This window comes from Nocardia sp. NPDC056064, from assembly GCF_042266925.1.
Lineage (GTDB): Bacteria > Actinomycetota > Actinomycetes > Mycobacteriales > Mycobacteriaceae > Nocardia.
Genome location: NZ_JBHJWO010000001.1, coordinates 3,875,631 through 3,899,032, shown reverse-complemented (window position 1 = coordinate 3,899,032; position 23,402 = coordinate 3,875,631). Strand labels below are relative to the sequence as shown.

Annotated in this window: 22 protein-coding genes and 3 tRNA genes; 12 read left to right on the top strand and 13 right to left on the bottom strand. The window is 68.8% G+C overall.

What is annotated here, in order from left to right:
• Positions 1-20 precede the first annotated feature (20 nt).
• A tRNA-Leu gene (locus ACFC06_RS18040) sits at positions 21-103 on the bottom strand.
• Between the two features lie 218 nt (positions 104-321).
• Here ACFC06_RS18040 and ACFC06_RS18035 point away from each other — a divergent pair.
• The 8 genes from ACFC06_RS18035 to ACFC06_RS18000 all read left to right on the top strand — a co-directional run bounded on the left by ACFC06_RS18035 (position 322) and on the right by ACFC06_RS18000 (position 10,736).
• Positions 322-1,743, top strand: coding sequence for a DUF3662 and FHA domain-containing protein (locus tag ACFC06_RS18035; protein WP_375932152.1), 1,422 nt, complete (start codon positions 322-324; stop codon positions 1,741-1,743).
• Positions 1,744-1,911: 168 nt separating this feature from the next.
• Entirely contained in the window at positions 1,912-2,388 is a 477-nt protein-coding gene (locus tag ACFC06_RS18030) for an FHA domain-containing protein (RefSeq protein ID WP_278260896.1), read from the top strand.
• Complete coding sequence (locus ACFC06_RS18025; protein ID WP_375932148.1) at positions 2,385-3,839, top strand: PP2C family protein-serine/threonine phosphatase; 1,455 nt, start codon at positions 2,385-2,387, stop codon at positions 3,837-3,839. Before ACFC06_RS18030 ends, ACFC06_RS18025 begins: the two co-directional genes overlap by 4 nt.
• Entirely contained in the window at positions 3,839-5,308 is a 1,470-nt protein-coding gene (locus tag ACFC06_RS18020; protein WP_375932145.1) for an FtsW/RodA/SpoVE family cell cycle protein, read from the top strand. Before ACFC06_RS18025 ends, ACFC06_RS18020 begins: the two co-directional genes overlap by 1 nt.
• Entirely contained in the window at positions 5,305-6,771 is a 1,467-nt protein-coding gene (locus ACFC06_RS18015) for a peptidoglycan D,D-transpeptidase FtsI family protein (protein ID WP_375932142.1), read from the top strand. The genes ACFC06_RS18020 and ACFC06_RS18015 overlap by 4 nt, the downstream gene beginning before the upstream one ends.
• Positions 6,772-6,808: 37 nt before the next feature.
• Complete coding sequence (locus ACFC06_RS18010) at positions 6,809-8,314, top strand: protein kinase (RefSeq protein ID WP_375932139.1); 1,506 nt, start codon at positions 6,809-6,811, stop codon at positions 8,312-8,314.
• Positions 8,311-10,215, top strand: coding sequence for a Stk1 family PASTA domain-containing Ser/Thr kinase (gene pknB, locus ACFC06_RS18005; protein ID WP_375932136.1), 1,905 nt, complete (start codon positions 8,311-8,313; stop codon positions 10,213-10,215). The genes ACFC06_RS18010 and pknB overlap by 4 nt, the downstream gene beginning before the upstream one ends.
• Before the next feature lie 101 nt (positions 10,216-10,316).
• Positions 10,317-10,736: a CBS domain-containing protein gene (locus ACFC06_RS18000; RefSeq protein WP_278260902.1), complete on the top strand. Its 420-nt coding sequence runs from the start codon at positions 10,317-10,319 to the stop codon at positions 10,734-10,736.
• A 4-nt stretch (positions 10,737-10,740) separates the two neighbouring features.
• Here ACFC06_RS18000 and ACFC06_RS17995 read toward each other — a convergent pair whose 3' ends face one another.
• From ACFC06_RS17995 to ACFC06_RS17985, 3 genes are all read right to left on the bottom strand, one after another.
• Positions 10,741-11,229 carry a deaminase gene (locus ACFC06_RS17995; RefSeq protein WP_375932133.1) on the bottom strand — a complete coding sequence of 163 codons (489 nt, stop codon included), beginning with the start codon at positions 11,227-11,229 and terminating at the stop codon, positions 10,741-10,743.
• Positions 11,230-11,342: 113 nt separating this feature from the next.
• Positions 11,343-12,035, bottom strand: a complete 693-nt coding sequence (locus ACFC06_RS17990) for a RibD family protein (RefSeq protein ID WP_375932130.1) — start codon at positions 12,033-12,035, stop codon at positions 11,343-11,345.
• Entirely contained in the window at positions 12,032-12,694 is a 663-nt protein-coding gene (locus ACFC06_RS17985) for an aminodeoxychorismate/anthranilate synthase component II (protein WP_375932127.1), read from the bottom strand. Before ACFC06_RS17985 ends, ACFC06_RS17990 begins: the two co-directional genes overlap by 4 nt.
• Positions 12,695-12,787: 93 nt before the next feature.
• Here ACFC06_RS17985 and crgA point away from each other — a divergent pair, with 93 nt between their 5' ends.
• Positions 12,788-13,054 carry a cell division protein CrgA gene (crgA, locus tag ACFC06_RS17980; protein WP_278260906.1) on the top strand — a complete coding sequence of 89 codons (267 nt, stop codon included), beginning with the start codon at positions 12,788-12,790 and terminating at the stop codon, positions 13,052-13,054.
• A 91-nt stretch (positions 13,055-13,145) separates the two neighbouring features.
• The gene (locus ACFC06_RS17975; protein WP_375932124.1) at positions 13,146-13,601 is read left to right on the top strand and encodes a PH domain-containing protein; all 456 of its coding nucleotides are present in this window, start codon (positions 13,146-13,148) and stop codon (positions 13,599-13,601) included.
• A gap of 69 nt (positions 13,602-13,670) precedes the next feature.
• Here ACFC06_RS17975 and ACFC06_RS17970 read toward each other — a convergent pair whose 3' ends face one another.
• Complete coding sequence (locus ACFC06_RS17970; protein WP_375932121.1) at positions 13,671-14,198, bottom strand: peptidylprolyl isomerase; 528 nt, start codon at positions 14,196-14,198, stop codon at positions 13,671-13,673.
• A gap of 68 nt (positions 14,199-14,266) precedes the next feature.
• On the opposite strand from ACFC06_RS17970, the gene ACFC06_RS17965 reads away from it, so the two are divergent.
• The gene (locus ACFC06_RS17965; RefSeq protein WP_375932118.1) at positions 14,267-14,443 is read left to right on the top strand and encodes a hypothetical protein; all 177 of its coding nucleotides are present in this window, start codon (positions 14,267-14,269) and stop codon (positions 14,441-14,443) included.
• A gap of 4 nt (positions 14,444-14,447) precedes the next feature.
• On the opposite strand, the gene ACFC06_RS17960 is transcribed toward ACFC06_RS17965, so the two are convergent.
• Both ACFC06_RS17960 and ACFC06_RS17955 read right to left on the bottom strand, forming a co-directional pair.
• The gene (locus ACFC06_RS17960) at positions 14,448-15,242 is read right to left on the bottom strand and encodes an ABC transporter permease (RefSeq protein WP_375935584.1); all 795 of its coding nucleotides are present in this window, start codon (positions 15,240-15,242) and stop codon (positions 14,448-14,450) included.
• A 56-nt stretch (positions 15,243-15,298) separates the two neighbouring features.
• Complete coding sequence (locus ACFC06_RS17955; protein ID WP_375932115.1) at positions 15,299-16,300, bottom strand: ATP-binding cassette domain-containing protein; 1,002 nt, start codon at positions 16,298-16,300, stop codon at positions 15,299-15,301.
• Positions 16,301-16,915: 615 nt separating this feature from the next.
• On the opposite strand from ACFC06_RS17955, the gene ACFC06_RS17950 reads away from it, so the two are divergent.
• Positions 16,916-18,487 (top strand): serine hydrolase, encoded by a 1,572-nt coding sequence (locus ACFC06_RS17950; protein WP_375932112.1) that lies wholly within the window; start codon positions 16,916-16,918, stop codon positions 18,485-18,487.
• Here the strand turns inward: ACFC06_RS17950 and ACFC06_RS17945 are convergent, their stop codons facing one another.
• The 6 genes from ACFC06_RS17945 to gyrA all read right to left on the bottom strand — a co-directional run bounded on the left by ACFC06_RS17945 (position 18,488) and on the right by gyrA (position 23,375).
• Positions 18,488-19,387, bottom strand: coding sequence for an acyl-CoA dehydrogenase (locus tag ACFC06_RS17945; RefSeq protein ID WP_375932109.1), 900 nt, complete (start codon positions 19,385-19,387; stop codon positions 18,488-18,490).
• Positions 19,388-19,392: 5 nt separating this feature from the next.
• Positions 19,393-19,465, bottom strand: a tRNA-Ala gene (locus ACFC06_RS17940).
• Between the two features lie 31 nt (positions 19,466-19,496).
• The gene (locus ACFC06_RS17935; protein ID WP_278260913.1) at positions 19,497-19,604 is read right to left on the bottom strand and encodes a DLW-39 family protein; all 108 of its coding nucleotides are present in this window, start codon (positions 19,602-19,604) and stop codon (positions 19,497-19,499) included.
• Positions 19,605-19,633: 29 nt separating this feature from the next.
• Positions 19,634-19,707 (bottom strand) — tRNA-Ile (locus ACFC06_RS17930).
• Positions 19,708-19,844: 137 nt separating this feature from the next.
• Positions 19,845-20,825, bottom strand: coding sequence for a DUF3566 domain-containing protein (locus ACFC06_RS17925; protein WP_375932106.1), 981 nt, complete (start codon positions 20,823-20,825; stop codon positions 19,845-19,847).
• Between the two features lie 39 nt (positions 20,826-20,864).
• Positions 20,865-23,375 carry a DNA gyrase subunit A gene (gyrA, locus tag ACFC06_RS17920; protein WP_375932103.1) on the bottom strand — a complete coding sequence of 837 codons (2,511 nt, stop codon included), beginning with the start codon at positions 23,373-23,375 and terminating at the stop codon, positions 20,865-20,867.
• Between the last annotated feature and the right edge of the window lie 27 nt (positions 23,376-23,402).

Below are 23,402 nucleotides of genomic sequence, written 5' to 3'. Positions count from 1 at the left end.
GATCGAGCCTCTTGTCTCTGTGGGCGAAGGGGGACTTGAACCCCCACGTCCTTACGGACACTGGCACCTGAAGCCAGCGCGTCTGCCATTCCGCCACTCGCCCGAGCGACTGGAAAAACTTAACATGCCCGGTGGGCAAAAATAAAATCGAGCCTCTGACCTGCGACGTTGTGAGCGAACACGGTCTGGGAACCGGGGCGGTTCGCCGGGAGTTACAGGGTTGGAGGATCGTGGATATCATGCAAGGAACGTGGTCGCGTCCGGACACGCCGTAACCAGCGTGTCCACCGGCTGGATACGTGCACCGAAGGGAGGGCTGTGATGGGCATCGTGTCGAGATTCGAGCGTCGCCTGCAAGGCGCCGTCGGTGATGTGTTCGCGCGGGTGTTCGGCGGCAGCGTCGTGCCCCAGGAGGTGGAGGCCGCGCTGCAGCGCGAAGCCGCTGATCACATCCAGGATCTGGGCGGCGGGCATCGGCTCGCGCCCAACAATTATGTGATCACGATCAACTCCTCCGATCACGGCAAGCTCGATGCCGATCACGACCTCACGACCAAAGCGTTCGCCAAACATCTGCAGGATTACATCCGCGAGCAGGGCTGGCAGACCTACGGCGAAGTACACGTGGCGTTCGAGGCATCACCTACGCTGCACACCGGACAGTTCAGAGCGAGCGGCCACGTCGACCCCGACGCCGGTCGCGGGACCGCCCCACCTCGCCCCGAACAGCCACAACGACCCGCACACCCGCAACCAGGAGCTGGCCCCATGACGCACAACTCAGGCTACGAGCCGAGCCGAGAGCCCGCGGAGTCCGATCCACGCAATCGCGGGTACGCGCCGCCGCCCGCCGGACGTGGGGCAGCTCCAGGGGGCGCCTACCCCGACGAATACGGTCACGCGGGTGCCGGCTACGGCGCGCCCGACGCCCAGGGTGGCTACGGCGACGCCGCCTACGGCCAGCAGGGTGGCGAGTACCAGAACGGCTACGACCAGGGCGGCTACGGCCAGCAGGGTGGTTACGGCGGCGGCCAGCAGGGCTACGCCGAACCCGGCTACGACCAGCAAGGCGGCTACGGCCAGCAGGCCTACAGCCAGCAGGGTGGCTACGGCGGCGGCCAGCAGGGCTACGCCGAACCGGGCTACGACCAGCAAGGTGGCTACGGCCAGCAGGGCTACGACCAGCAGGGTGGCTACGGCCAGCAGGCGGGGTACGGCCAGCAGGGCTACGCCGAACCGGGCTACGACCAGCAGGGCGGCTACGGCCAGCAGGGCTACGCCGAACCCGGCTACGGCCAGCAGGGTGGGTACGGCGGCGGCCAGCAGGGCTACGCCGATCCGGCCTACGGCCAGGAGGAGCAGGGCGGCTACGGCCAGCAGGCGGGGTACGGCCAGCCGCAGGGCGGCGGGTACGGCCAGCAGGCCGGCGCGGGCTACGGCGCGCCCGCCCAGTCCAGCTACTCGGCCACGCTGCAGCTCGACGACGGCAGCGGCCGCACCTACCAGCTGCGCGAGGGTTCCAACATCATCGGCCGCGGGCAGGACGCCCACTTCCGGCTGCCCGACACCGGTGTGTCGCGCCGCCACATCGAGGTGCGCTGGGACGGCCAGACCGCGATGCTGTCGGACCTCGGTTCCACCAACGGCACGCTGGTCAACGGCTCGCCGGTGCAGGACTGGCAGCTCGCCGACGGCGACGTCATCCGGGCCGGACATTCCGAGATCCTGATCCGGATCGTCTGATCCCGTAAGCTGCGCGGTGCACGTCACGAGTCGACGCTGTCGGCCCTATGATGCTGCCATCACACGCACGGCCCCGACCTCGGGGCCCGCAAGCCAGCACGCCGGTGGGGGTGGTTCGCCCCGCACCTGCCGTACCGACGTACCCGGGCGAACAGGAGGTGGAACGCCGTGCAGGGATTGATCCTGCAATTGACCCGCGCGGGGTTCCTGCTGCTGCTCTGGTTGTTCGTCTGGGCCGTTCTGCGGACCTTGCGCAGCGATATCTACGCGGCATCCGGCATACGGATACAGCCCAGGGCCACTCGCGGCGCACGCGGGTCCATGGGACTGCCCTCCTTCAGCCGAGGCCAGAAGGGCGCCAAGTATCTAGTGGTGACTCATGGTTCACTCGCCGGCACTCGGATCACACTCGGCACACAACCGGTCCTCATCGGCCGCGCCGACGATTCGACGCTGGTACTCACCGACGACTATGCCTCGACCAGGCACGCGCGACTGTCTCAGCGTGGTGACGACTGGTACGTGGAGGACCTCGGCTCCACCAATGGCACCTATCTCGACCGCGCGAAAGTCACCACCGCCGTCCGTGTTCCGCTCGGCACTCCTGTCCGGGTCGGCAAAACAGTGATCGAGCTGCGATCGTGACACTTGTTCTGCGCTACACAGCGCGAAGCGACCGCGGACTCGTCCGGGGCAACAACGAGGATTCGGTCTACGCGGGCGCACGGCTGCTCGCACTGGCCGACGGCATGGGTGGACACGCCGCCGGTGAAGTCGCCTCCCAGTTGATGATCGCCGCGCTGGCGCACCTCGACGACGACGAGCCCGGCCAGGACATCCTCGGCAAGCTCGATCGCGCCACCCGCTCCGGCAACGCCGCCATCGCCGACCACGTCGAGGCCGAACCCGAACTCGACGGCATGGGTACCACGCTCACCGCCATCCTGTTCGCGGGCGGCAAGCTCGGCATGGTGCACATCGGCGACTCGCGCGCCTACATGCTGCGCGACGGCGAACTCGCCCAGATCACCCGCGACGACACCTTCGTGCAGTCGCTGGTCGACGAGGGCCGGATCACCCCCGAGCAGGCGCACACCCATCCGCAGCGTTCGCTGATCATGCGCGCCCTCACCGGCAACGAGATCGAGCCCACGCTGATCATGCGCGAGGCGCGCGCCGGTGACCGGTATCTGCTCTGCTCCGACGGCCTCTCGGACGTGGTGAGCGACGAGACCATCGGCAACACCATGCGCGAGGGCAACACCGACGAGTGCGCCGACCGGCTGATCGAGCTGGCGCTGCGCAGCGGCGGGCCCGACAACGTCACCGTCGTGGTCGCCGATGTGATCGATCTCGACTACGGGCAGAGTCATCCGATCGTCGCGGGCGCCGCCTCCACCGAGGAGGAGGAAGACACCCCGCCGCCCAACACCGCCGCGGGCCGGGCCGCCGCCATGCGCCCGCCGCGCGCGCAGCCGCGCCGGGCCGCCGCCGCGCCCCCGCCGCCGGAGACCAAGTCGCACAAGCTGCGCTGGCTGCTGCTGTCGGTGGCGCTGATCGCCGCGGTCGCGGTGGGTCTCGTGGTGGGCTACAAGATGATTCGCAGCAACTACTACGTGGGCGCCGACCACGATCAGGTCGTGGTGATGCGCGGGCTGCCCGGCTCGATCCTGGGCTACTCGATCCACGATGTGGAGCTCACCGGCTGCGTCAACAGCAAGGGCGAGCTCACCCTCGTCGACGCGGGCGCCACCCCGCCCAGCGGCTGCAAGAAGCTCATGGTCAGCGATCTCAAGCCGACCGGCCGCGATCAGGTGCAGAAGGGCCTGCCGCCGGACTCGCTGGACAAGGCGCGCGACAGCATGAAGGTGCTGGCCGCCAAGGAACTGCTGCCGCCGTGCCCGAAGAAGGAATCGGTGCCCCAGCCCGGTGTGCTGCTGCCGACCGAGGTCCCCCCGGTGACCCCGGGTGTCCCCACCCCCGGTCCCGATCAGCCCGCGACGCCGACCACCACCCCGGCGCCGCCGACCACCACCACCCCCGCCCCCCCGACAACTCCGCAGATCTCAGGGGAGAACTGCCGGGTGACGGACTGATGTCCGCACCGGCACCGCCGTCGGCCGGGGCGTTCCCCAGCCCCCCTGGCGGATTCGCGCCAGCGCCGCCCCCGTCGACGCGACGCAACCAGGAGTTGCTGTTGCTGGCGGGTGCCGCGGGGATCACGACGGTGTCGCTGTTCATCGTGGAGGCGAGCCAGGAGCAGTCGGTCACCTGGGACATCGCCAAGTACGGGCTGGCCTTCCTGGCGCTGTTCGGCGTCGCGCATCTGGCGGTGCGCCGGTTCGCGCCCTTCGCCGACCCGCTGCTGCTGCCGATCGTGGCGCTGCTCAACGGCCTGGGCCTGGTGCTGATCCACCGCCTCGACCTCGCCGACGCCGAGAAGGCGATCTACGACTCGAGCCCGATCCCCTCCCCCGACGCCAACCAGCAGATCATGTGGACCGGCCTGGGCATCGTGGTGTTCATCAGCCTGCTGATCGTGCTGCGCGACTACCGCACGCTGGCGCGCTACACCTACACCCTCGGCCTGGTCGGGCTGATCGCGCTGGCCATCCCGGCCCTGCTGCCGAGCCGGTTCTCCGAGGTCAACGGCGCCAAGATCTGGATCCGGCTGCCCGGCTTCAGTGTGCAGCCGGGCGAATTCGCCAAGATCCTGCTGATCGTGTTCTTCGCCGGTGTGCTGGTGGCCAAGCGTGAGCTGTTCACCGCGGCGGGCAAGCACTTCCTCGGCATGGACTTCCCGCGCCCGCGCGACATGGGCCCGGTGCTGATCGTGTGGGTCGTCTGCATCGGCGTGCTGGTGCTGGAGAAGGACCTCGGCACCTCGCTGCTGATCTTCGGCACGGTGCTGGTGATGATCTACATCGCCACCGAGCGGGTGGGCTGGCTGATCATCGGCGGCGGCCTGCTGGCGCTGGGTTTCGTGTTCGCCTACCAGCTGTTCGGGCACGTGCGGGTGCGCGTGGACACCTGGCTGCACCCGTTCGACGACTACCACAACACCGGCTACCAGATCTCGCAGTCGATGTTCGGCTTCGCGACCGGCGGGCTCGCCGGGACCGGGCTGGGCAGCGGACGCCCGCAGCAGGTGCCCTTCGCCAAGACCGACTTCATCGTCACCACCATCGGCGAGGAGCTCGGGCTGATCGGCCTGGCCGCGGTGCTGATGCTGTTCCTGATCTTCATCGTGCGCGGCCTGCGCACCGCGCTGGCCGTGCGTGACAGCTTCGGCAAGCTGCTGGCGGCGGGCCTGTCGTTCACGATCGCGATCCAGATCTTCGTCGTCGTCGGTGGCGTCACCAAGCTGATCCCGCTCACCGGCCTGACCACGCCGTTCATCTCCTACGGCGGTTCGTCGCTGCTGGCGAACTACGCGCTGCTCGGACTGCTGATCAAGATCTCCGACGCGGCCCGCGCGCCGGCGCCGGCCCGCAAGCGCGCGCCCGCCCCGATCGCCGACGCGGCCACCGAGATGTTCAGACGGGAAGGCAGGGCCAGCGAATGAACACACCCCTTCGCCGGGTCGCCGTCGCCGTGATGGTGATGGTGGTCGCGTTGCTGGTCAACGCCACCTACCTGCAGGTGGTCAAGGCCGACGATCTGCGCAGCGATCCGCGCAACTCCCGCGTGCTGCTCGACGAGTACTCGCGCCAGCGCGGCCAGATCTCCGCCGGTGGCACCGTGCTGGCCAGCTCGGTCGCCACCGACGACCGGTACAAGTACCTGCGCCAGTACCCCTCGCTGCCCGACGCCTACGCGCCGGTCACCGGTTTCTACTCGATGCAGTACGGCAAGACCGGCCTCGAGCTGGCCGAGGACCCGCTGCTCTCGGGCAACGACTCGAGCCTGTTCGGCACCCGCCTGGTCGACATGTTCTCCGGCCGCGATCCGCGCGGCGCCAACGTGCTGACCACGCTGAACCCGCTGATGCAGCAGGTCGCCTACGAGCAGATGACCTCCAAGGGCTACACCGGCGCGGTGGTCGCGATCGAGCCGAGCACCGGCAAGATCCTGACCATGGTGTCCACGCCCAGCTACGACCCCAACCAGCTCTCCGGCCACGACGGTGCCGCGGGCCGGGCGGCCTGGGAGCAGCTGAGCACCGACGAGAGCCAGCCGATGCTCAATCGCGCGGTCTCGCAGACCTACCCGCCGGGCTCGACCTTCAAGACCGTGGTCACCGCGGCCGCGCTGTCCAACGGCATCGCCGGGCCGAACGACCAGTTCACCGCCGCGCCCAACATCACCCTGCCCGGCACCAGCACCACGCTGGAGAACTACAACGGCAGCACCTGCGGTGACCAGCCGACCGCCAGCCTCTACGAGGCGTTCCGGCGCTCGTGCAACACCGCGTTCGTCGAACTGGGTGTGAAGGTCGGCGCGTCCAAGCTCAAGGACGAGGCCGCGGCGTTCGGCATCGGCCCGCACCGGGGTGTCCCGGTGCCGGTCGCCGAGTCGACCGTCGGCTCGATCCCGGACAACGCCGCGCTGGGTCAGTCCAGCATCGGCCAGCGCGATGTCGCGGTGACCCCGCTCGACGTCGCGGTGATCGCGGCGACCATCGCCAACGGCGGCACCCGGATGCAGCCGTACCTGGTGGATTCCACCCAGGCGCCCGATCTGTCCGAGCTGAGCAAGACCGAGCCGGTCTCGGTCGGACAAGCCGTGACCGGGCCGGTAGCGTCGACGCTGAAAGACCTGATGATCGCCTCGGAGAGCAATACCGCGGGCGGTGGCCGCTCGCCGTACCAGATCGCGTCCAAGACCGGTACGGCCGAACACGGCAGCAATCCCCGTAACACCCCGCCACACGCCTGGTACATGGCCTTCGCGCCCGCGCAGAACCCGAAGATCGCCATCGCGGTGATCGTCGAGAACGGCGGCGACCGGGCACTGGCGGCGACCGGCGGCTCGGTGGCCGCTCCGATCGCCAGGTCGGTACTGGACGCGGGCCTGGCAGGGGGCTGAACGAAATGAGTGTGCGAGTGACAACACGGGGGCCCCGATGCTGAACAACGGCGCCATGATCGCTGACCGCTACCGCCTGCAACGGCTCATCGCCACCGGTGGCATGGGTCAGGTGTGGGAAGCGATGGACACCCGGCTCGACCGCCGGGTGGCGGTCAAGGTCCTCAAGACCGAGTTCTCCGCCGACCCGACCTTCCGTCAGCGGTTCCGGGTCGAGGCGCGCACCACCGCGCAGCTCAACGCCCCCGGCATCGCGGGCATCTACGACTACGGCGAGACCACCGATCCCTCCGGCGGCGAGACCGCCTACCTGGTGATGGAGCTGGTCCAGGGCGAGCCGCTCAACGCGGTGCTCAACCGGATGGGCAGGCTCTCGGTCGTCCAGGGTCTGGACATGCTCGAGCAGACCGGCCGGGCACTCGAGGTCGCGCACGCCGCGGGCGTGGTGCACCGCGACGTGAAGCCGGGCAATATCCTCGTCACCCCGACCGGTCAGGTGAAGATCACCGACTTCGGCATCGCCAAGGCCGTCGACGCCTCGCCGGTGACCAAGACCGGCATGGTGATGGGCACCGCGCAGTACATCGCGCCGGAGCAGGCCGTCGGCGAGGACGCCACCGCGGCCAGCGACGTGTACTCCCTCGGCATCGTCGGCTACGAGGCGCTGGCCGGCGTGCGCCCGTTCACCGGCGAGGGCGCGATCACCGTCGCGATGAAGCACGTGCGCGACGCCCCGCCGCCGATGCCCGCCGACCTGCCCGCGAACGTGCACGAGCTCATCGCCATCACCATGGCCAAGGACCCCGCGCAGCGCTACAGCAGCGGTGGCGAGTTCGCCGACGCCGTGGCCGCCGTGCGCGCCGGGCACATGCCGCCCCCGCCCTCGGGTGCCGCCCAGCCGATGACCGGGGCCACCCGGGTGCTGCCGCCCGGCCCGACCATGGCCATCCCCGCCGCGGCAGGCGCCGAATACGACGGCGCCACCATGCGTTTCGGCAACCAGCCCAACGGTGGCTACGGTGGCCCGCCCACCCAGGCCGCCGCCGCGCCGGTCGCGGCGGCGCCCGCCCACGACAGCCGCAACAACCAGAAGTGGCTGATCGCCCTCGGTGTCGGCGCGCTGCTGCTCGGCGGCGGTGTGCTGTGGCTGCTGTTCGGCGGCGAGCCCAACCGCGGCACCGGCACGACCACGACCACGGTGCAGACCACCCAGCCGGTACCCCCGCCGGTGACGACGAAATCGGCGCCGCCGGTGATCGTTCCGCCGTCCGAGGCGCCGACCACCACCCAGGCCCCGAGCCCGACCACCACGACGGAACCGCCGAGCACCACCACGGAACCGCCGACCACCACGACCGAGCCGCCGACCACCACCACGCCCAAGCCGTCGACCACGACGCCGCCGAAGACCACCAAGCCCACGCCGACGACGACCCAGCCCGCGGCGGGCACCACCACGGTCCGCGGTCCGCGCCTGCCCACCTTCGATTTGCCCTTCCCGGACGACGACAACGTCGTGGGCCCGAACATAGGACAGCCATGACCACCCCGAAGAATCTCTCCTCTCGGTACGAGCTGGGCGAGATCATCGGGTTCGGCGGCATGTCCGAGGTGCACAAGGCCCGCGACGTGCGCCTCTCGCGCGATGTGGCGATCAAGGTGCTGCGCGCCGACCTGGCCCGCGATCCCACGTTCTACCTGCGCTTCAAGCGCGAGGCGCAGAACGCGGCCGCGCTGAACCATCCGGCGATCGTGGCCGTCTACGACACCGGCGAGGCCACCGTCGACGGCGGGCCGCTGCCCTACATCGTGATGGAGTACGTCGAGGGCGACACCCTGCGCGACATCGTGCGCGGCAAGGGCCCGCTCGCGCCGCGCAAGGCGATGGAGATCGTGGCCGACGTGTGCGCCGCGCTCGATTTCAGCCACAAGGCCGGGATCGTGCACCGCGACATGAAGCCGGCCAACATCATGATCAACCGCGCCGGTGCGGTGAAAGTGATGGACTTCGGCATCGCGCGCGCGATCGCCGACAGCTCCAACCCGATGACCCAGACCGCCGCGGTGATCGGCACCGCGCAGTACCTCTCGCCCGAGCAGGCACGCGGCGAGACCGTGGACGCGCGTTCGGATGTGTACTCGGTGGGCTGTGTGCTCTTCGAGATCCTCACCGGGCAGCCGCCGTTCACCGGTGACTCGCCGGTCGCGGTGGCGTACCAGCACGTCAAGGAGGACCCGCCGCTGCCGTCGTCGGTGAATCCCGGTGTGCCGCGCGAGCTGGACTCGGTGATCCTCAAGGCGATGGCCAAGAACCCGGCCAACCGCTACCAGACCGCCGCGGAGATGCGCGCGGATCTGATCCGGGTGCTCGGCGGGCAGAAGCCGAGCGCGCCGATGGTGATGAACGACGAAGATCGCACCACCATCATGGATTACGACGACGAGCCCGCGCCGCGCAGTTTCCGTGACCGCCGCGAGGACACCTCCGAGCAGGCCGCGATCGCCCCGCCCGCCGAGGGCCGCAATCGCACCGGCCTGATCGCGCTCGGGGTGGCCGCCGCGCTGGCGGTGGCGTTCGGGCTGTTCTGGGTGCTGGTCGGGCCGGGCAGCAAGCCCGACCAGATCGCCGTGCCGGACGTATCCGGCCAGTCCAAGCAGCAGGCGCAGTCCGCGCTGGTCAAGGCCGGTTTCCAGGTCGCCACCGAGGACAAGCCGGACAGCCGGGTGATGCCGGGCAACGTGATCGCGACCCAGCCGCTGGGCGGTTCGCGCATCGACGAGGGCAGCACCGTCACCGTGCAGGTCTCGACCGGGCCCGCGCAGGTGCAGGTGCCCCGGCTCGAGGGCATGACCCAGGCCGCCGCCGAGCAGTCGCTCAACGCGATCGGGCTGAGCATCGACCCGCAGGTGCAGCGCAAGGCGTCGAGCATCGCCGAGACCGACAAGGTGGTCGAGACCGAACCGCGCGTCGGCACCTGGGTCAGCATCGATCTGCCGATCACGCTGATCATCGGCAGCGGGCCCGAGCAGGTCAGGGTGCCCGATGTGGTTGGCCAGGACATCGCGGTCGCCCAGCCGAACCTGGTGGCCGGGGCCGGCTTCAAGGTGACGATCGAGAACGTGAAATCCGCGCAGCCCAAGGGCACGGTCCTGTCGACCAGCCCGGGCGGCGGCAGCAACGCGGAGAAGGGCTCGACCATCGTCGTGCAGGTCTCCGACGGCGACCGGATCGACGTGCCGGATCTGAGCGGGCTCACCCCGGTGCAGGCGCAGGAGAAGCTGCGGGCGCTGGGCTGGACCGGTCAGCTGAGCCAGACCACGGTGATCACGCTCGACGGCAGCGCCTCGGGCAAGATCGTCGGGCAGAGCCCGGCGGCGGGGTCGACGGTGACGGTCAACGGCAATGTGGTGTTGCAGGTGGGAGCGTCGCCGATCCCGCGCTAGCGCGAGGTCTCGATTGCGTGGAGAACCTTCCTGCCCCGTCGCCACGGGCGCAGAATGAGGCTGCTCATCCCAACCAGCAACGCTGACCAGGAGGACGCCTCATGACCATGGCCAGGGACATCATGAAGCCCGGCGCGCAGTGGATCACCCGTGGCGACACCGTGGCAACCGCCGCGGCCGCGATGGCCGATCTCGGCGTGGGCTCGCTGGTCGTCGCCGACGACAACGAGCGCATGTGCGGCATCATCACCGATCGCGACATCGTGGTGAAGTGCGTGGCGCTCGGGCTGTCCCCCGAGACGACGACCGCGGCCGAACTGTGTGAGTCGACGCCGCGCTGGGTCAGCGCGGACGCCGATGTGGAAGAGGTGCTCGATCAGATGGAGGGGCACCGGGTCAAGCGCATGCCGGTGATCGAGAACAAGCGCCTGGTCGGCATGATCAGCGAGGCCGATCTGGCCCGCCACCTCGACGACAACCAGCTCGGCGAGTTCGTGACGGCCATCTACGGGCGGCCCTGACCGCTCAGCTCAGGTCCAGATGGGAGTTCATCGACCTGGCCTCGGCGGCCAGGTCGGTGAGCTCCAGCACCCGCACGCCGTGCTCACGGAGTTTGTCCACACCCTCGCAGGCGGCGACGAACAGGCTCGGCTCGCGCCAGGCGATCACCACGGTGGGGATGCCCGCGGCCAGGATGCGGTCGGTGCAGGGCAGGCGGGTCGCGGTGGCGCGGGTCGAGCACGGTTCCAAGGTGCTGTAGATGGTGGCCCTGGTCAGGCGGGGGTCGTCGGGGTCGAGCTTGTTCAGCGCGGATTCCTCGGCGTGCACCTTCTCGTCGGTCTCGCGCGAATAGCCCGCGGCGATCTCGACCCCGTCGGCGACGATCACCGCGCCCACCGAATAGGCCGTCGAGCTGGGCGGGCACTGCCGGGCGAGCTCGATCGCCCTGTGCATGAAGCGGTGGTCGGTGTCGCCGTCGCTCATCGAGATCCCCTGCCGGTCGAAGTTATCCACAGCTTTCACCAGATGTGGAATCTGTCATGTTCAGGTGTGCACGGTGGCGCCGGACAACGTGTGAACAGCGGCATATCCGCAGGTCATGGTGATGATTTCACGCACAGGACCGGTTAGTCGACCGGGTTGTCCCCAGGGTTGACCAGGTAGTTGAGCACAGCGACATCCCCAAGTTGTTCCACATGCGTCAACCGCAGCCTGCGCTGTGCGCCGCCGGGGAACAACGCCGGTCCGACGAAGCGCGGAGCGGCCGTGTCGCCCACCAGGATCGGGGCGATCGCCAGGCGGATCTCGTCGGCGAGGCCCTCGGCGAGGAAGCCGGTGTGCATGCCGGTGCCGCCCTCCACCATCAGCCTGTGGATACCGCGCGCGCCGAGATCGTCGAGCAGGTCCGCCAGCGCGGGCCGGTCACCGAGGACGACCACCTCGGCCAGCCCGGCGAGCCGCGCACCCAGCCGCGCCGCCCCCGCCGCACCGGTGTAGACGAGCTTCTCGCCGCCGGTGTGCCAGAACTTCAGTGCGGGATCGAGCTCGCCGGTCTCGGTGACGGTCACCTTCACCGGATACTCCGGCTTGCCCGAGGCCACCCGCACGGCCCGCCGCTCGGCACTGTTCACCAGCAGGCGCGGATTGTCGGCGCGCAGGGTGCTGGCACCGACGAGGATGGCGTCGGACTGGGCACGCACCTGATCGACCCGATCGAAGTCGGCGCTGTTGGACAGCAGCAGCCGGTGCGCGCTCGTGTCGTCGATGTACCCGTCGAGACTGGCCGCCACCGACAACAGAACCCACGGCCGCTCGCTCACTGGAAGACCAGCGCCGCGACCTCCGCCTCGAGTGCGGAGACCAGCGCCTCCGACGGCCGCTCGCCGCAGACCTCGAGCCAGTTGGCCAGCATCCGGTGCCCGCCCTGGGTGAGCACCGACTCCGGGTGGAACTGCACGCCGTGGATCGGCAGGGTGCGGTGGCGCATGGCCATCACGATGCCGCTCTCGGTGTGGCCGACCACCTCGAGCTCCTCGGGCATGGTCTCCGGGAGCACGGTCAGCGAGTGGTAGCGGGTGGCGGTGAAGGGATCGGGCAGACCGGCCAGCACGCCGGAGCCCAGGTGGTAGACCGAGCTGGTCTTGCCGTGCAGCAGCTCGGGCGCGCGGTCGACGGTGCCGCCGAACGCCTCGCCGATGGCCTGATGCCCGAGGCATACGCCCAGCAGTGGCGTGTGGTGCTTCGCGGCGGCGTGGACCAGCGGGATGCTCGCGCCCGCGCGGTCGGGGCTGCCGGGGCCGGGGCTCACCAGCACGCCGTCGAAGCTGCCGCCTTCGTCGCCACGGGTGAGCAGGGTGTCGAGATCGGCGAGGCGCGGGTCGTCGTTGCGCCAGACCACGGCCTCGGCACCAAGCTGGCCGAGGTACTGCACCAGGTTGAACACGAAGCTGTCGTAGTTGTCGACGACCAATACACGCATGGGTCGAGGGTACGTGCCGACCCCGTAGGTCGTCGCATCCATTACCTGGTGGGATAGCCTAGAGGTTACTTATACGCCGAATTCGAGGACGTCATGCCCAAGTCCAAGGTCCGCAAGAAGGCCGATTACACCCCGAGCCCCGCCAGCCGCACGCCGGTGAAGGTGAAAGCAGTGGGTCCGTCGCCGGTCTGGTACGTCGCGATCATGCTTGGCTTCATGCTCGCCGGCCTGGCCTGGCTCATCGTCTACTACCTGGCACAGGAGCACATCGGCTGGATGTACGACCTGGGCGCCTGGAACTTCCTGATCGGCTTCGGCCTGATGGTCGTCGGCCTGATCATGACCATGCGATGGCGCTGACCAGCCCCGCTGCGGATTACACCTGTGTAATTCATGCACACCTGTGGATGAAGCTGTGGACAACTCGAGGAGTAATGGGGAGACACGCCGCGTGAGCACAGGTCAGTCCGCTGCCGGCACATCGTGGACCACACCGCTGGCGGGCCTGCTCGCCGTCGCCGGCGGCGGAATTCTGCTGGTCGTGGCGACGATTCTCGCCTCCGACGGCCCGAGCAGGCTGCTCGTCGGCCTCGCCGCGTTCGCCGTACTGGCGATGACGGTGCTCGGCATCCGGCAGCGTCCCCGGCTGACCATGATCCCCGGCCCCGCGCCGCGCCTGGTGGTCGGCACACTCACCGGTCCCCAGGAATACCCGCTGGACCGCATCGACCGGATCCGGATGGTCTCCTACCGCCGCCTCGGCCGCAAGAGCGCCATGCTCGAGGTCGACGTCCGGCACAACGACACCGAGCGCCTGCTGATCTTCGGCCGCTGGGACCTGGGCACCAACCCGCACGACGTCTACGACGCGCTGGTCGTCAACGGGTTCGCCTCGGTGACCGACTGAGCAAGGTTTCACGTGAAGCAAAGAACTCCCCGCCGCGAAGACGCGACGGGGAGTTCTTCGTCAGGGGCTTCAGTCGATGGTGATGCCGGAGATCACCACCGGGTCCTCCGGGCGGTCGTTGCGGTCGGTCTTCACCGAACCGATCGCCTCGACGACCTTGCGGGAATCGGGGTCGATCACCTCGCCGAAAATGGTGTTCTTGCGGTTGAGGTGCGGCTGCGGGGCGACCGTGATGAAGAACTGCGAGCCGTTGGTACCCGGCCCGCCATTGGCCATCGCCAGCAGATACCCGCGATCGAATTGCAGTTCGGGGTGGAACTCGTCGTCGAATTCGTAGCCGGGACCACCGCGGCCGGAGCCGGTGGGGTCGCCGCCCTGGATCATGAACCCCGGGATCACCCGGTGGAAGATGGCACCGTCGTAGAACGGACCGGATTCCGTGCCACCGGCGTTGATGACGGTATACGGCGCGGCGCCTTCGACCAGATCGACGAAGTTACGCACCGTCTCGGGGGCGTGATTACCGAAGAGCGCGATCTTGATGTCACCGTGGTCGGTGTGCAGCGTCGCCACGGCCGTCTGGTTGGGTGAGGTCACGCAGTTATGGTGCCACCGCGACGGCGCGAGGCCGGGAACCTCGCGGGAGCGTCTCGTAGAGTGGTCGCATGAAGCTTCGTAACCCGCTCATCGCGTCGCTCGCGATCGCCGGCGCGGGCGCGCTGGCCTGGTTCGCCCGCAGCAAGCGCCCGCAGTTGCCCGAGCCCGCCGCCGAGCCCCCGCGCCTCGGCTACTCCCGCAACGGCTCCGCACCGGCCCCCGCCTCGGAGACCGGCGCGCACTGAGCCGTCAGCGGCTCACGGACTTCTTGTACTGCAACTGAGCCAGCGGCACGAACACCGCCAGGATCACCACGATCCAGACCAGCGAGGTCACCACCGGATGCTGCATCGGCCACGCCGTGGAGGGCGGGGCCAGCGGACTGGTGTTGCCGAACAGATCACGAACCGCCTGGGTGAGCGCCGACATGGGATTCCATTCGGCGAACACCCGCAACGGGCCCGGCAGGTCCTCGATCGGGACGAAGGCGTTGGACAGGAACGTCAGCGGGAAGATCACCATGAAGCTGGCGTTGTTGAACACCTCCGGCGCCCGCACCAGCAGCCCGACCACCGCCATCATCCACGACAGCGCGTAGGCGAACAGCAGCATCAGCACATAGGCGAGCACCGCGTCGAGGAACGAGCCGCGGATGCGCCAGCCGACGACCAGGCCGGTCAGCGACATCACCACCAGGCTCACCACATTGATCACCACATCGCTGATCGTGCGCCCGACCAGCACCGCCGAGGGCGCCATCGGCAGCGAGCGGAACCGGTCGATGATGCCCTTCTGCATGTCCTCGGCCAGGCCGGCACCGGTGAACGAGGCACCGAAGACCACGGTCTGCACGAAGATGCCCGCGATCAGGAATTCGCGATACCCGCCCTCCATGCCGGGGACCTTGATCGCCGAGCCGAAGATGTAGGCGAACAGCAGCACGAACATGATCGGCGAGAGCGTGGTGAAGATCAGCACGTCGGGCACGCGCTTGATCTTGATGACATTGCGTTTGGCGATGGTCAGGCTGTCGCTGACCACCATCCGCAGCCGCTCCCCCAGCCCGGGTTGAACGACCTGCGCGGTCTCGGTGCCGGCACTCATCGGTCCCGTCCTTCCGTGGCGCCCGCCTTCTCGATGTCCACCCCGCCGGTGACCACGTCCTCGGCTTCGTGCCCGGTGAGGGTGAGGAAGACGTCGTCGAGCGAGGGCCTGCGCAGGGCGACATCGTTGATGGTGACCTTGTGCTCGGTGAGCCTGCCGATCGCGGTGACCAGGTCCTGGGAGCCGTCGGCCACCGGGACGGTGATCCGGCGCAGGCCGGGTTCGAGGTGGATCTCGCCGTCGGCGAGCCCGGTCAGCACCTGCTGGGCGGTGGCCAGCTGGTCGACGTGGGCGACGGTGAGTTCGATCCGGTCGCCGCCGACGAGGGCCTTGAGTTCGTCGGCGGTGCCGCGCGCGATCACCGTGCCGTGGTCGATCACCGCGATGGAATCGGCCAGCCGGTCGGCCTCGTCCATGTACTGGGTGGTGAGCAGCAGGGTGGTGCCGCCTGCCACGAGCTCCTCGATGACATCCCACAGGTCCAGCCGCGCACGGGGGTCCAGGCCGGTGGTCGGCTCGTCGAGGAACAGCACCGGCGGGTTGGCGACCAGCGCGCCCGCGAGGTCCAGGCGTCTGCGCATGCCACCGGAGTAGCCCTTCACCGGCCGGTCGGCGGCGTCGCTGAGCCGGAACCGGTCGAGCAGTTCGCGCGCGCGTTCCTTGCTGCGCTGGGTTCCGAGGTGATAGAGCCTGCCGACCATCTCGAGATTCTCGAAGCCGGTGAGGTATTCGTCGACCGCGGCGTACTGGCCCGAGGCGCCGATGTGTGAACGCAGGGCCTGTGGATTGTGGATGACATCTATCCCGGCGACGGTGGCGCGGCCTTCGTCGGGGACGAGCAGGGTGGTGAGTACGCGAACGGTCGTGGTCTTCCCCGCGCCGTTCGGGCCGAGTAGCGCGGTGACGGTACCTTCCGGGACGGACAGATCCAGCCCGTCGAGGGCAGTCAGCTGCCCGTACCGTTTGACCAGACCCTCGGCGACGATTGCGTCGGGCATGATTCTCCCTGGTGTCGTAGGTTTCGCATGCTGCTGGACCTCAGTATCGCGGGACCCACCGACAAGTCGCATCCCGATTTCCGGGTGTCCCACAACCCCACGTGTACACCGATGTTCGACATGCCGAGCGTGTGCGACACGCGGCGAATCGGACTGATTTTTCGTCACTCGTCACAACGTCACGCGGGCGCGTTCGGGGCGGGCTATCGCGTACGAACAGGAACATGTTCACCGCGATTCCTTCGTAAAACCTTGCGTACCAGCTGATTCAGCGCTCGGTAAAGCAACTGTCGGGCGACCGATCGGCACCGCCACGGCGTCCACGGCATCCGGCGCGGACGCACACCATCCACCGCCGCCGAAAAATATCGAAAACTGCTTCGTTGCGCGTACGCGAATTCCCCATATATCGCGTAGGATCGTTCACGTCGGCCCCTCCCCCCCGGGCCGACCCTACGCGGGCCTCGGCTAACTCCCCCCCTTCGCCGAGGCCCGCTCCCCATTTTCCGGCAAGGTCGCAGCTCGGCCACTCGGCTACGGCGCACCTCGACCCGGCACCGTCACAGTCCAGCCACGATCCCGCGATCGTCCGGCAACCGGGGCTATCGTCGCCGCATGGTGCCTGCCCGTGGCGCGATCGTGGCGGTGGTCGTCTCGATGACGATCCTGGTTGGCTGCGCCGATTCCGGCGACGACGACCACGCGAGCCCCCCGACCACCACGGCGGCGCTCCCGCCGAACCAGGTCGCCGGTGTCGACCTCCCCGACGACGCGGTCGACCACGCCGTCGGCGAACTCGACGGGCTGGTCGAGTCGCTGATGGCCGACACCCACATCCCGGGCATGGCCGTGGCCGTGGTGCACGGCGGGAAGACCGTCTACGCCAAGGGTTTCGGTGTGCGCCAGGAAGGCAGGCCGGACAAGGTCGACGCCGACACCGTCTTCCAGCTCGCCTCGGTCTCGAAATCGGTGGCCGCGACCGTGGTCGCGAGCCAGGTCGGCGCGGGCCGGGTCGACTGGACCACCCCCGTCGTCGAGCACCTGCCCGGCTTCGCCCTGGCCGACCCGTCGACCACCGCCCAGCTCACCGTCGGCGACCTGCTCGCACACCGCAGCGGCCTGCCCGACCACGCGGGCGACCGGCTCGAGGACATCGGCTACGACCAGGCCGCCATCCTGGACAAGCTGCGCCTGGAACCCCTCGCACCGTTCCGGATCACCTACGAGTACACCAATTTCGGCTACACGGCCGGCGCCGAGGCGGTCGCGGCCGCGGCGGGCACCGACTGGGCCCAGCTCTCGGCCGACGCCGTCTACACCCCGCTGGGCATGCAGTCGACCAGCTCCCGCTTCGACGATTTCCAGGCCCGCCCCAACCGCGCCGTCGGCCATGTGGACATCGACGGACAGTGGGTGGCGCGCGCGGTGCGAAATCCCGACGCGCAATCCCCCGCCGGCGGGGTGAGTTCCTCGGTCGAGGACATGGCCCGCTGGCTGAGCATGCTGCTCGCCGACGGCGCCCCCATCGCCCCCGCCGAGGCGCTGCTGCCCGCGATCACCCCGCAGGTGATCTCCTCCCCCGCCACCGATCCCGCCGCCAGGGCGGGCAACTACGGCTTCGGTTTCAACGCCTCGGTCTCGCCCGCGGGCCGCACCGTATACAGCCATTCCGGCGCGTTCTCCCTCGGCGCGGCCACCAACTTCCTGGTGATCCCCTCGGCCGATGTCGCCATCGTCGCGCTCACCAACGCCGCGCCGATCGGCGTCCCGGAGGCGCTCACCGCCGAATTCGCCGATCTGGTGCAGTTCGGTGAGATCCGCGAGGACTGGCGCGCGTTGTTCCACGACGCCATCGCCCCGCTCAACGACCCGGAAGGCGATCTGGCGGGCAAGCAGGCACCGGCGAATCCGGCTCCCGCCCAGCCCCTGCCGAGCTACGCGGGCACCTACGCCAACGAGTTCTGGGGCCCGGCGACGATCGCCGAGACCCCCACCGGCCTGACCCTCACCATCGGCCCCGCGGGCCAGAGTTTCCCGCTGCGGCACTGGGAGGGCGACACGTTCGCCTTCGAACCCACCGGCGAGAACGCCCCGCCCGGCAGCCTGTCCTCGGTGGTCTTCCGCGACGACACGGTCACCATCGACTTCTTCGACGAGGACGGCCTCGGCACCTTCACCGGCGGCTGATCACCCCAGCGAGTCCCAGGCGGCCCGCAAGCGCGCGGCCCTGACCTTGCCCGCCACCCCGAGCAGCGGGGCGTCACGTTCCCATCGGCGCCTGACCTCCGGGTCGACCCGGTCCCACAGAGGTTCGAGTTCGGCCCGCAGGCGGGTCAGCCGCTCGAAGACACCGCCCAGCGCGATGTGTACCCCCGCCGACGCGGGGTTCTCACCCCCGAGACCACGCACGCCCGCAAACACCGCCAGCAGCTGTTCTACGGCCTCCGCGGGCCACTGCGCCTGCCCGGCCACCCGCAGCAGCTGACCGAGCACAGCGGCGAGCACATGGACGTCCTCGACGGTCCGGAACGGTTTGAGGTAGTCGGTGTAGCCGTCACCGGGCAGCAGCGCACCGGGCGCGGCGTCGAACTCGACACTCGCGTGCGGGATCTCGGGCGCGAACGGCAGCTCCGGCAGCGGTGTCACCACGGTCGCCGCACCGGCGGGCACCAGGACGGCACGCAGCGCGGGCCTGCCGTCGGGCCGCTCCCCCGCGCGGGCGATCACCAGGAACCGGGTGGCGAAGGTGCCGAGCGTGGCGAAGGACTTGGTGCCGGTGACCAGACCGTCCTCGGTGACCGTGGTGGCGATGGCCGAGGGCCGCCCACCGCCAGCCTCGGTGGCGCACATGGACACCAGATCGGCGGGATCGAGCGCGGGCACCAGCGCGCGCAGCGCTTCCTGATATCCGCCGAGGAAAGCCGGTCCCGTTCCCGCGCTGCCGAATCCGGCGATCACGGCACGGTCGAGCGAATTCGGGAAATCGGCGGCACGGGCGCGGTGCGCGGCCAGGGCGGCGGGCACGTCGAGTGCGTCGGATTCGCCGGGAACGGCGGAGACGAGAAAATCGAAAACCGAGGAATTCACAGAAGTGGAGCCTAGGGGAATCGAACCCCTAACCCCTGCCTTGCAAAGGCAGTGCTCTGCCAATTGAGCTAAGGCCCCTTGCTGGCGTCAACCAGTTGGCACACCCGAATCAGCGGGTGGTGACCTCTTTCCAGAGGTCAGCGTCATCGCGCTTGCGGAATTTGGTGATACCGATGAGAACCGCGATCACAACACCGACCGTGAGGACAATCTTCATGATTCCCACCCTACTGTGATGTTCGGGAGTGGGCCTAGGAGGACTTGAACCTCCGACCTCTTCGTTATCAGCGAAGCGCTCTAACCGCCTGAGCTATAGGCCCGAATGCGTTCCGATCCCCTGCCGGAGCAGTGAACCGCAACGAGAAACGAGACTACCCCACTGCCCCACCGAGTACCAAAACGGCCGGTCAAACCCGGTTTCCCGGGCCTGACCGGCCGTGCGCCACAGAACCGGCGACTAGTCCGGATCGGCCAGGGTCACCTGGATGCCACCGACCAGATCGCAGCACTGGTTGTAGATGAACACCCCGACCGTGGCCAGCGCGGTGAACAGCACCACGTTGATCAGCCCGATCACACCGGCGTAGCCGAAGATGGTGCCCGCGTCGATCAGGCTCGTCGAGCTGCTGCCCTCGGAGTTGAGCATCTCGCCCAGCGAGTTGTCCAGGTTGTCCCACACGCCCATGCCCGCCAGCACGATGTAGAGCAGGCCGACCGCGACCATCCACACGAAGAACAGCGCCACGCTGATCACCAGCGTGATCTTCAGCGTCGACCACGGGTCGATCCGGCGGATCTGCACGGTCGCGCGTAGCGGCTCACCCGAGGCGGCGGCCGCGATGGCCACCGGCACCGCCGGCGAGACCGACCCCGCGGCCGCGGCCCTGGCGCTGGGCCCCGGCTGCGGCGGCACCTGCGCCATCGGCAGCCCAGGAGGCGCGGGCGGCGCGTCCGGGGTGGGATGGCGCACCTCGGACAGGTCCGGCATGTCCTTGACCAGCTCGGGGCGCGCGATGCTGCGGGTCGGGCCGTCGATGCCGACCGACTTCACCATCGCCGCTTCCTTGCGCGCCGCCTTGGCCGCCAGGTCGGCGGTCGTCCTGGCATTGGACGCGCCGCTGCCCTTCAGACCGCCGCCCGAGGACGGCTGCGGCGCCGAAGACGGCCTGCCCTGGCTCGGCGACTCGCCGGGCCGGTACAGGTTCGACTGCGGCTCACGCTGCGGCAGCTGGGCCCACCCGTCCTGGTAGGGCGACTTGCTGCCCTTGCCGTTGTCGAACGATTCGCCACCGGCGGCACCGGACTCCGGCGCCGGGGCGCCTTCACCCTGGCCGCCCTGGCGTGGGATCGGCCGCGGCTGGATCGGAGACGAGGCGACCCGCTCGGTGACGCCGTTGGTCTGGTTCCGATCGTCGTTCGACTGATTCGGTGTGGTCAATGGAATCCTCAGATCCGTTCGTTGCCGCCGCTGTTTGGGTTATTGCTCCGAGGCCGCGTCGCCGGTGAGCTGATCGGGATCGGGCTCGTCGGCGTTGCGCGCGATCGCTAGCAAGGTATCGCCATCCGCGAGGTTCATCAATCGCACGCCCTTGGTCTGGCGTCCAGCTTTACGAACTTGCTTGGCAGCGGTGCGGATGACGCCACCACTGGAAGTGATCGCGTACAACTCGTCCTCGTCGTCGACGATGAGCGCTCCGACCAGGCTGCCACGCTTGGGATCGTATTGGATTGTCAATACGCCTTTTCCACCGCGACCCTGCGCGGTGTACTCCTCGATCGCGGTGCGCTTGGCGTAACCGCCCGCGGTCGCGACCAGCAGATAGGTCCCCTCGCGCACGACATTGAGCGAGAGCAGCTCGTCGTCGGCGTTGAAACGCATGCCCTGCACACCCGAGGTGGCCCGGCCCATCGGCCGCAGCGCCTCGTCGGTGGCCGCGAAGCGGATCGACTGACCGTGCGCCGAGACCAGCAGCAGGTCGTCGTCGGCCGAGCAGAGCACCGCGCCGACCAGCTCGTCGTCGTCGCGCAGGTTCACCGCGACGATGCCGCCGGAGCGGTTGGAGTCGAAATCGGTGAGCTTGGATTTCTTCACCAGGCCCGCGCGTGTCGCGAGCACCAGGTACGGCGCGTCCTCGTAGGTCTTGAGCTGGATGATCTGGGCGATCTTCTCGTCCGGCTGGAAGGCCAGCAGGTTCGCCACGTGCTGACCGCGCGCGGTCCGGTTGGCCTCGGGCAGCTCGTAGGCCTTGGCCCGGTAGACGCGGCCCTTGTTGGTGAAGAACAGCAGCCAGTCGTGGGTGGAGGAGACGAAGAAGTGCTTGACGATGTCGTCCTGCTTGAGACCAGCGCCCATCACGCCCTTGCCGCCGCGCTTCTGCGAGCGGTACAGGTCGGTCTTGGTGCGCTTGGCGTAGCCGGTCTCGGTGATCGTGACGACCACGTCCTCGCGGGCGATCAGGTCCTCGTCGGCGACGTCACCGTCGTTGGCGATGATCCTGGTGCGGCGGTCGTCGCCGTACTTCTCGACGATCTCGGCCAGCTCGTCGCGCACGATCGCGCGCTGGCGCTCGGGCTTCTCCAGGATGTCCTTGTAGTCGGCGATCTCGAGTTCGATCTTGGCCAGATCGTCGACGATCTTCTGCCGCTCCAACGCCGAGAGGCGACGCAGCTGCATGTCCAGGATCGCGGTGGACTGGATCTCGTCGATGTCGAGCAGCTGCATCAGGCCGGTGCGCGCGGTGTCGGTGTTGGCCGAGCGCCGGATCAGCGCGATGACCTCGTCGAGCATGTCCAGCGCCTTGACCAGGCCGCGCAGGATGTGGGCCCGCTCCTCGGCCTTGCGCAGCAGGTAGCGGGTGCGCCGGACGATGACGTCCAACTGGTGATCGGTGTAGTACCGGATCATCTGGTCCAGGCGCAGCGTGCGCGGCACCCCGTCGACGATCGAGAGCATGTTCGCGCCGAAGCTGGTCTGCAGCTGGGTGTGCTTGTACAGGTTGTTCAGCACGACCTTGGCGACCGCGTCGCGCTTGACCGTCACCACGATGCGCATGCCCGCGCGGTCGGAGGACTCGTCGTGGATGTCGGAGATGCCGGCGATCTTGCCGTCCTTCACCTGCTCCGCGATGGAGTTGATGAAGTTGTCGGTGTTGACCTGGTAGGGCAGCTCGGTGATGACGATCTGGGTCTGCCCGCGGCTGCCCTCCTCGATCTCCACCACACCGCGCATGCGGATGGAACCGCGGCCGGTGGTGTAGGCGTCGTGGATGCCCTGGCCGCCCACGATCAGGCCGTGCGTCGGGAAGTCCGGGCCCTTGACCCGCTCCATGCACGCGGCCAGCGTGGATTCCTCGTCGGCGTCGAAGTTGTCCAGCGCCCAGTAGATGGCCTCGGCCAGCTCGCCCAGGTTGTGCGGCGGGATGTTGGTGGCCATGCCGACCGCGATGCCGTTGCTGCCGTTCATCAGCAGGGCGGGCACGCGCGCGGGCAGCACGGTCGGCTCCTGCGAGCGACCGTCGTAGTTGGGGACGAAATCGACCGTCTCGTGGTCGATCTCGCGCAGCATCTCCATCGCCAGCGGCGTCAGGCGGCACTCGGTGTAGCGCATGGCGGCCGCGCCGTCGTTGCCGCGCGAACCGAAGTTGCCCTGGCCGTCGACCAGCGGGTAGCGCAGCGACCAGGGCTGGGCCATGCGCACGAGGGTGTCGTAGATCGACGAGTCGCCGTGCGGGTGGTAGTTACCCATGGTCTCGGCGACCGGACGCGCCGACTTCACGTAGCCGCGGTCGGGGCGGTAGCCGTTGTCGTACATCGCGTAGAGCACGCGCCGGTGCACCGGCTTGAGGCCGTCGCGCACATCGGGCAGCGCGCGGCCCACGATCACGCTCATCGCGTAGTCGATGTAGCTGGACTGCATCTCGTTCTGGATGTCGACCGGTTCGATCCGGTCGCCTGCGCCGCCGTTCGGGGGCAGTGTGGTCTCAGTCATGAAGAGGTCTCCGTTGGAAGGCTCGGG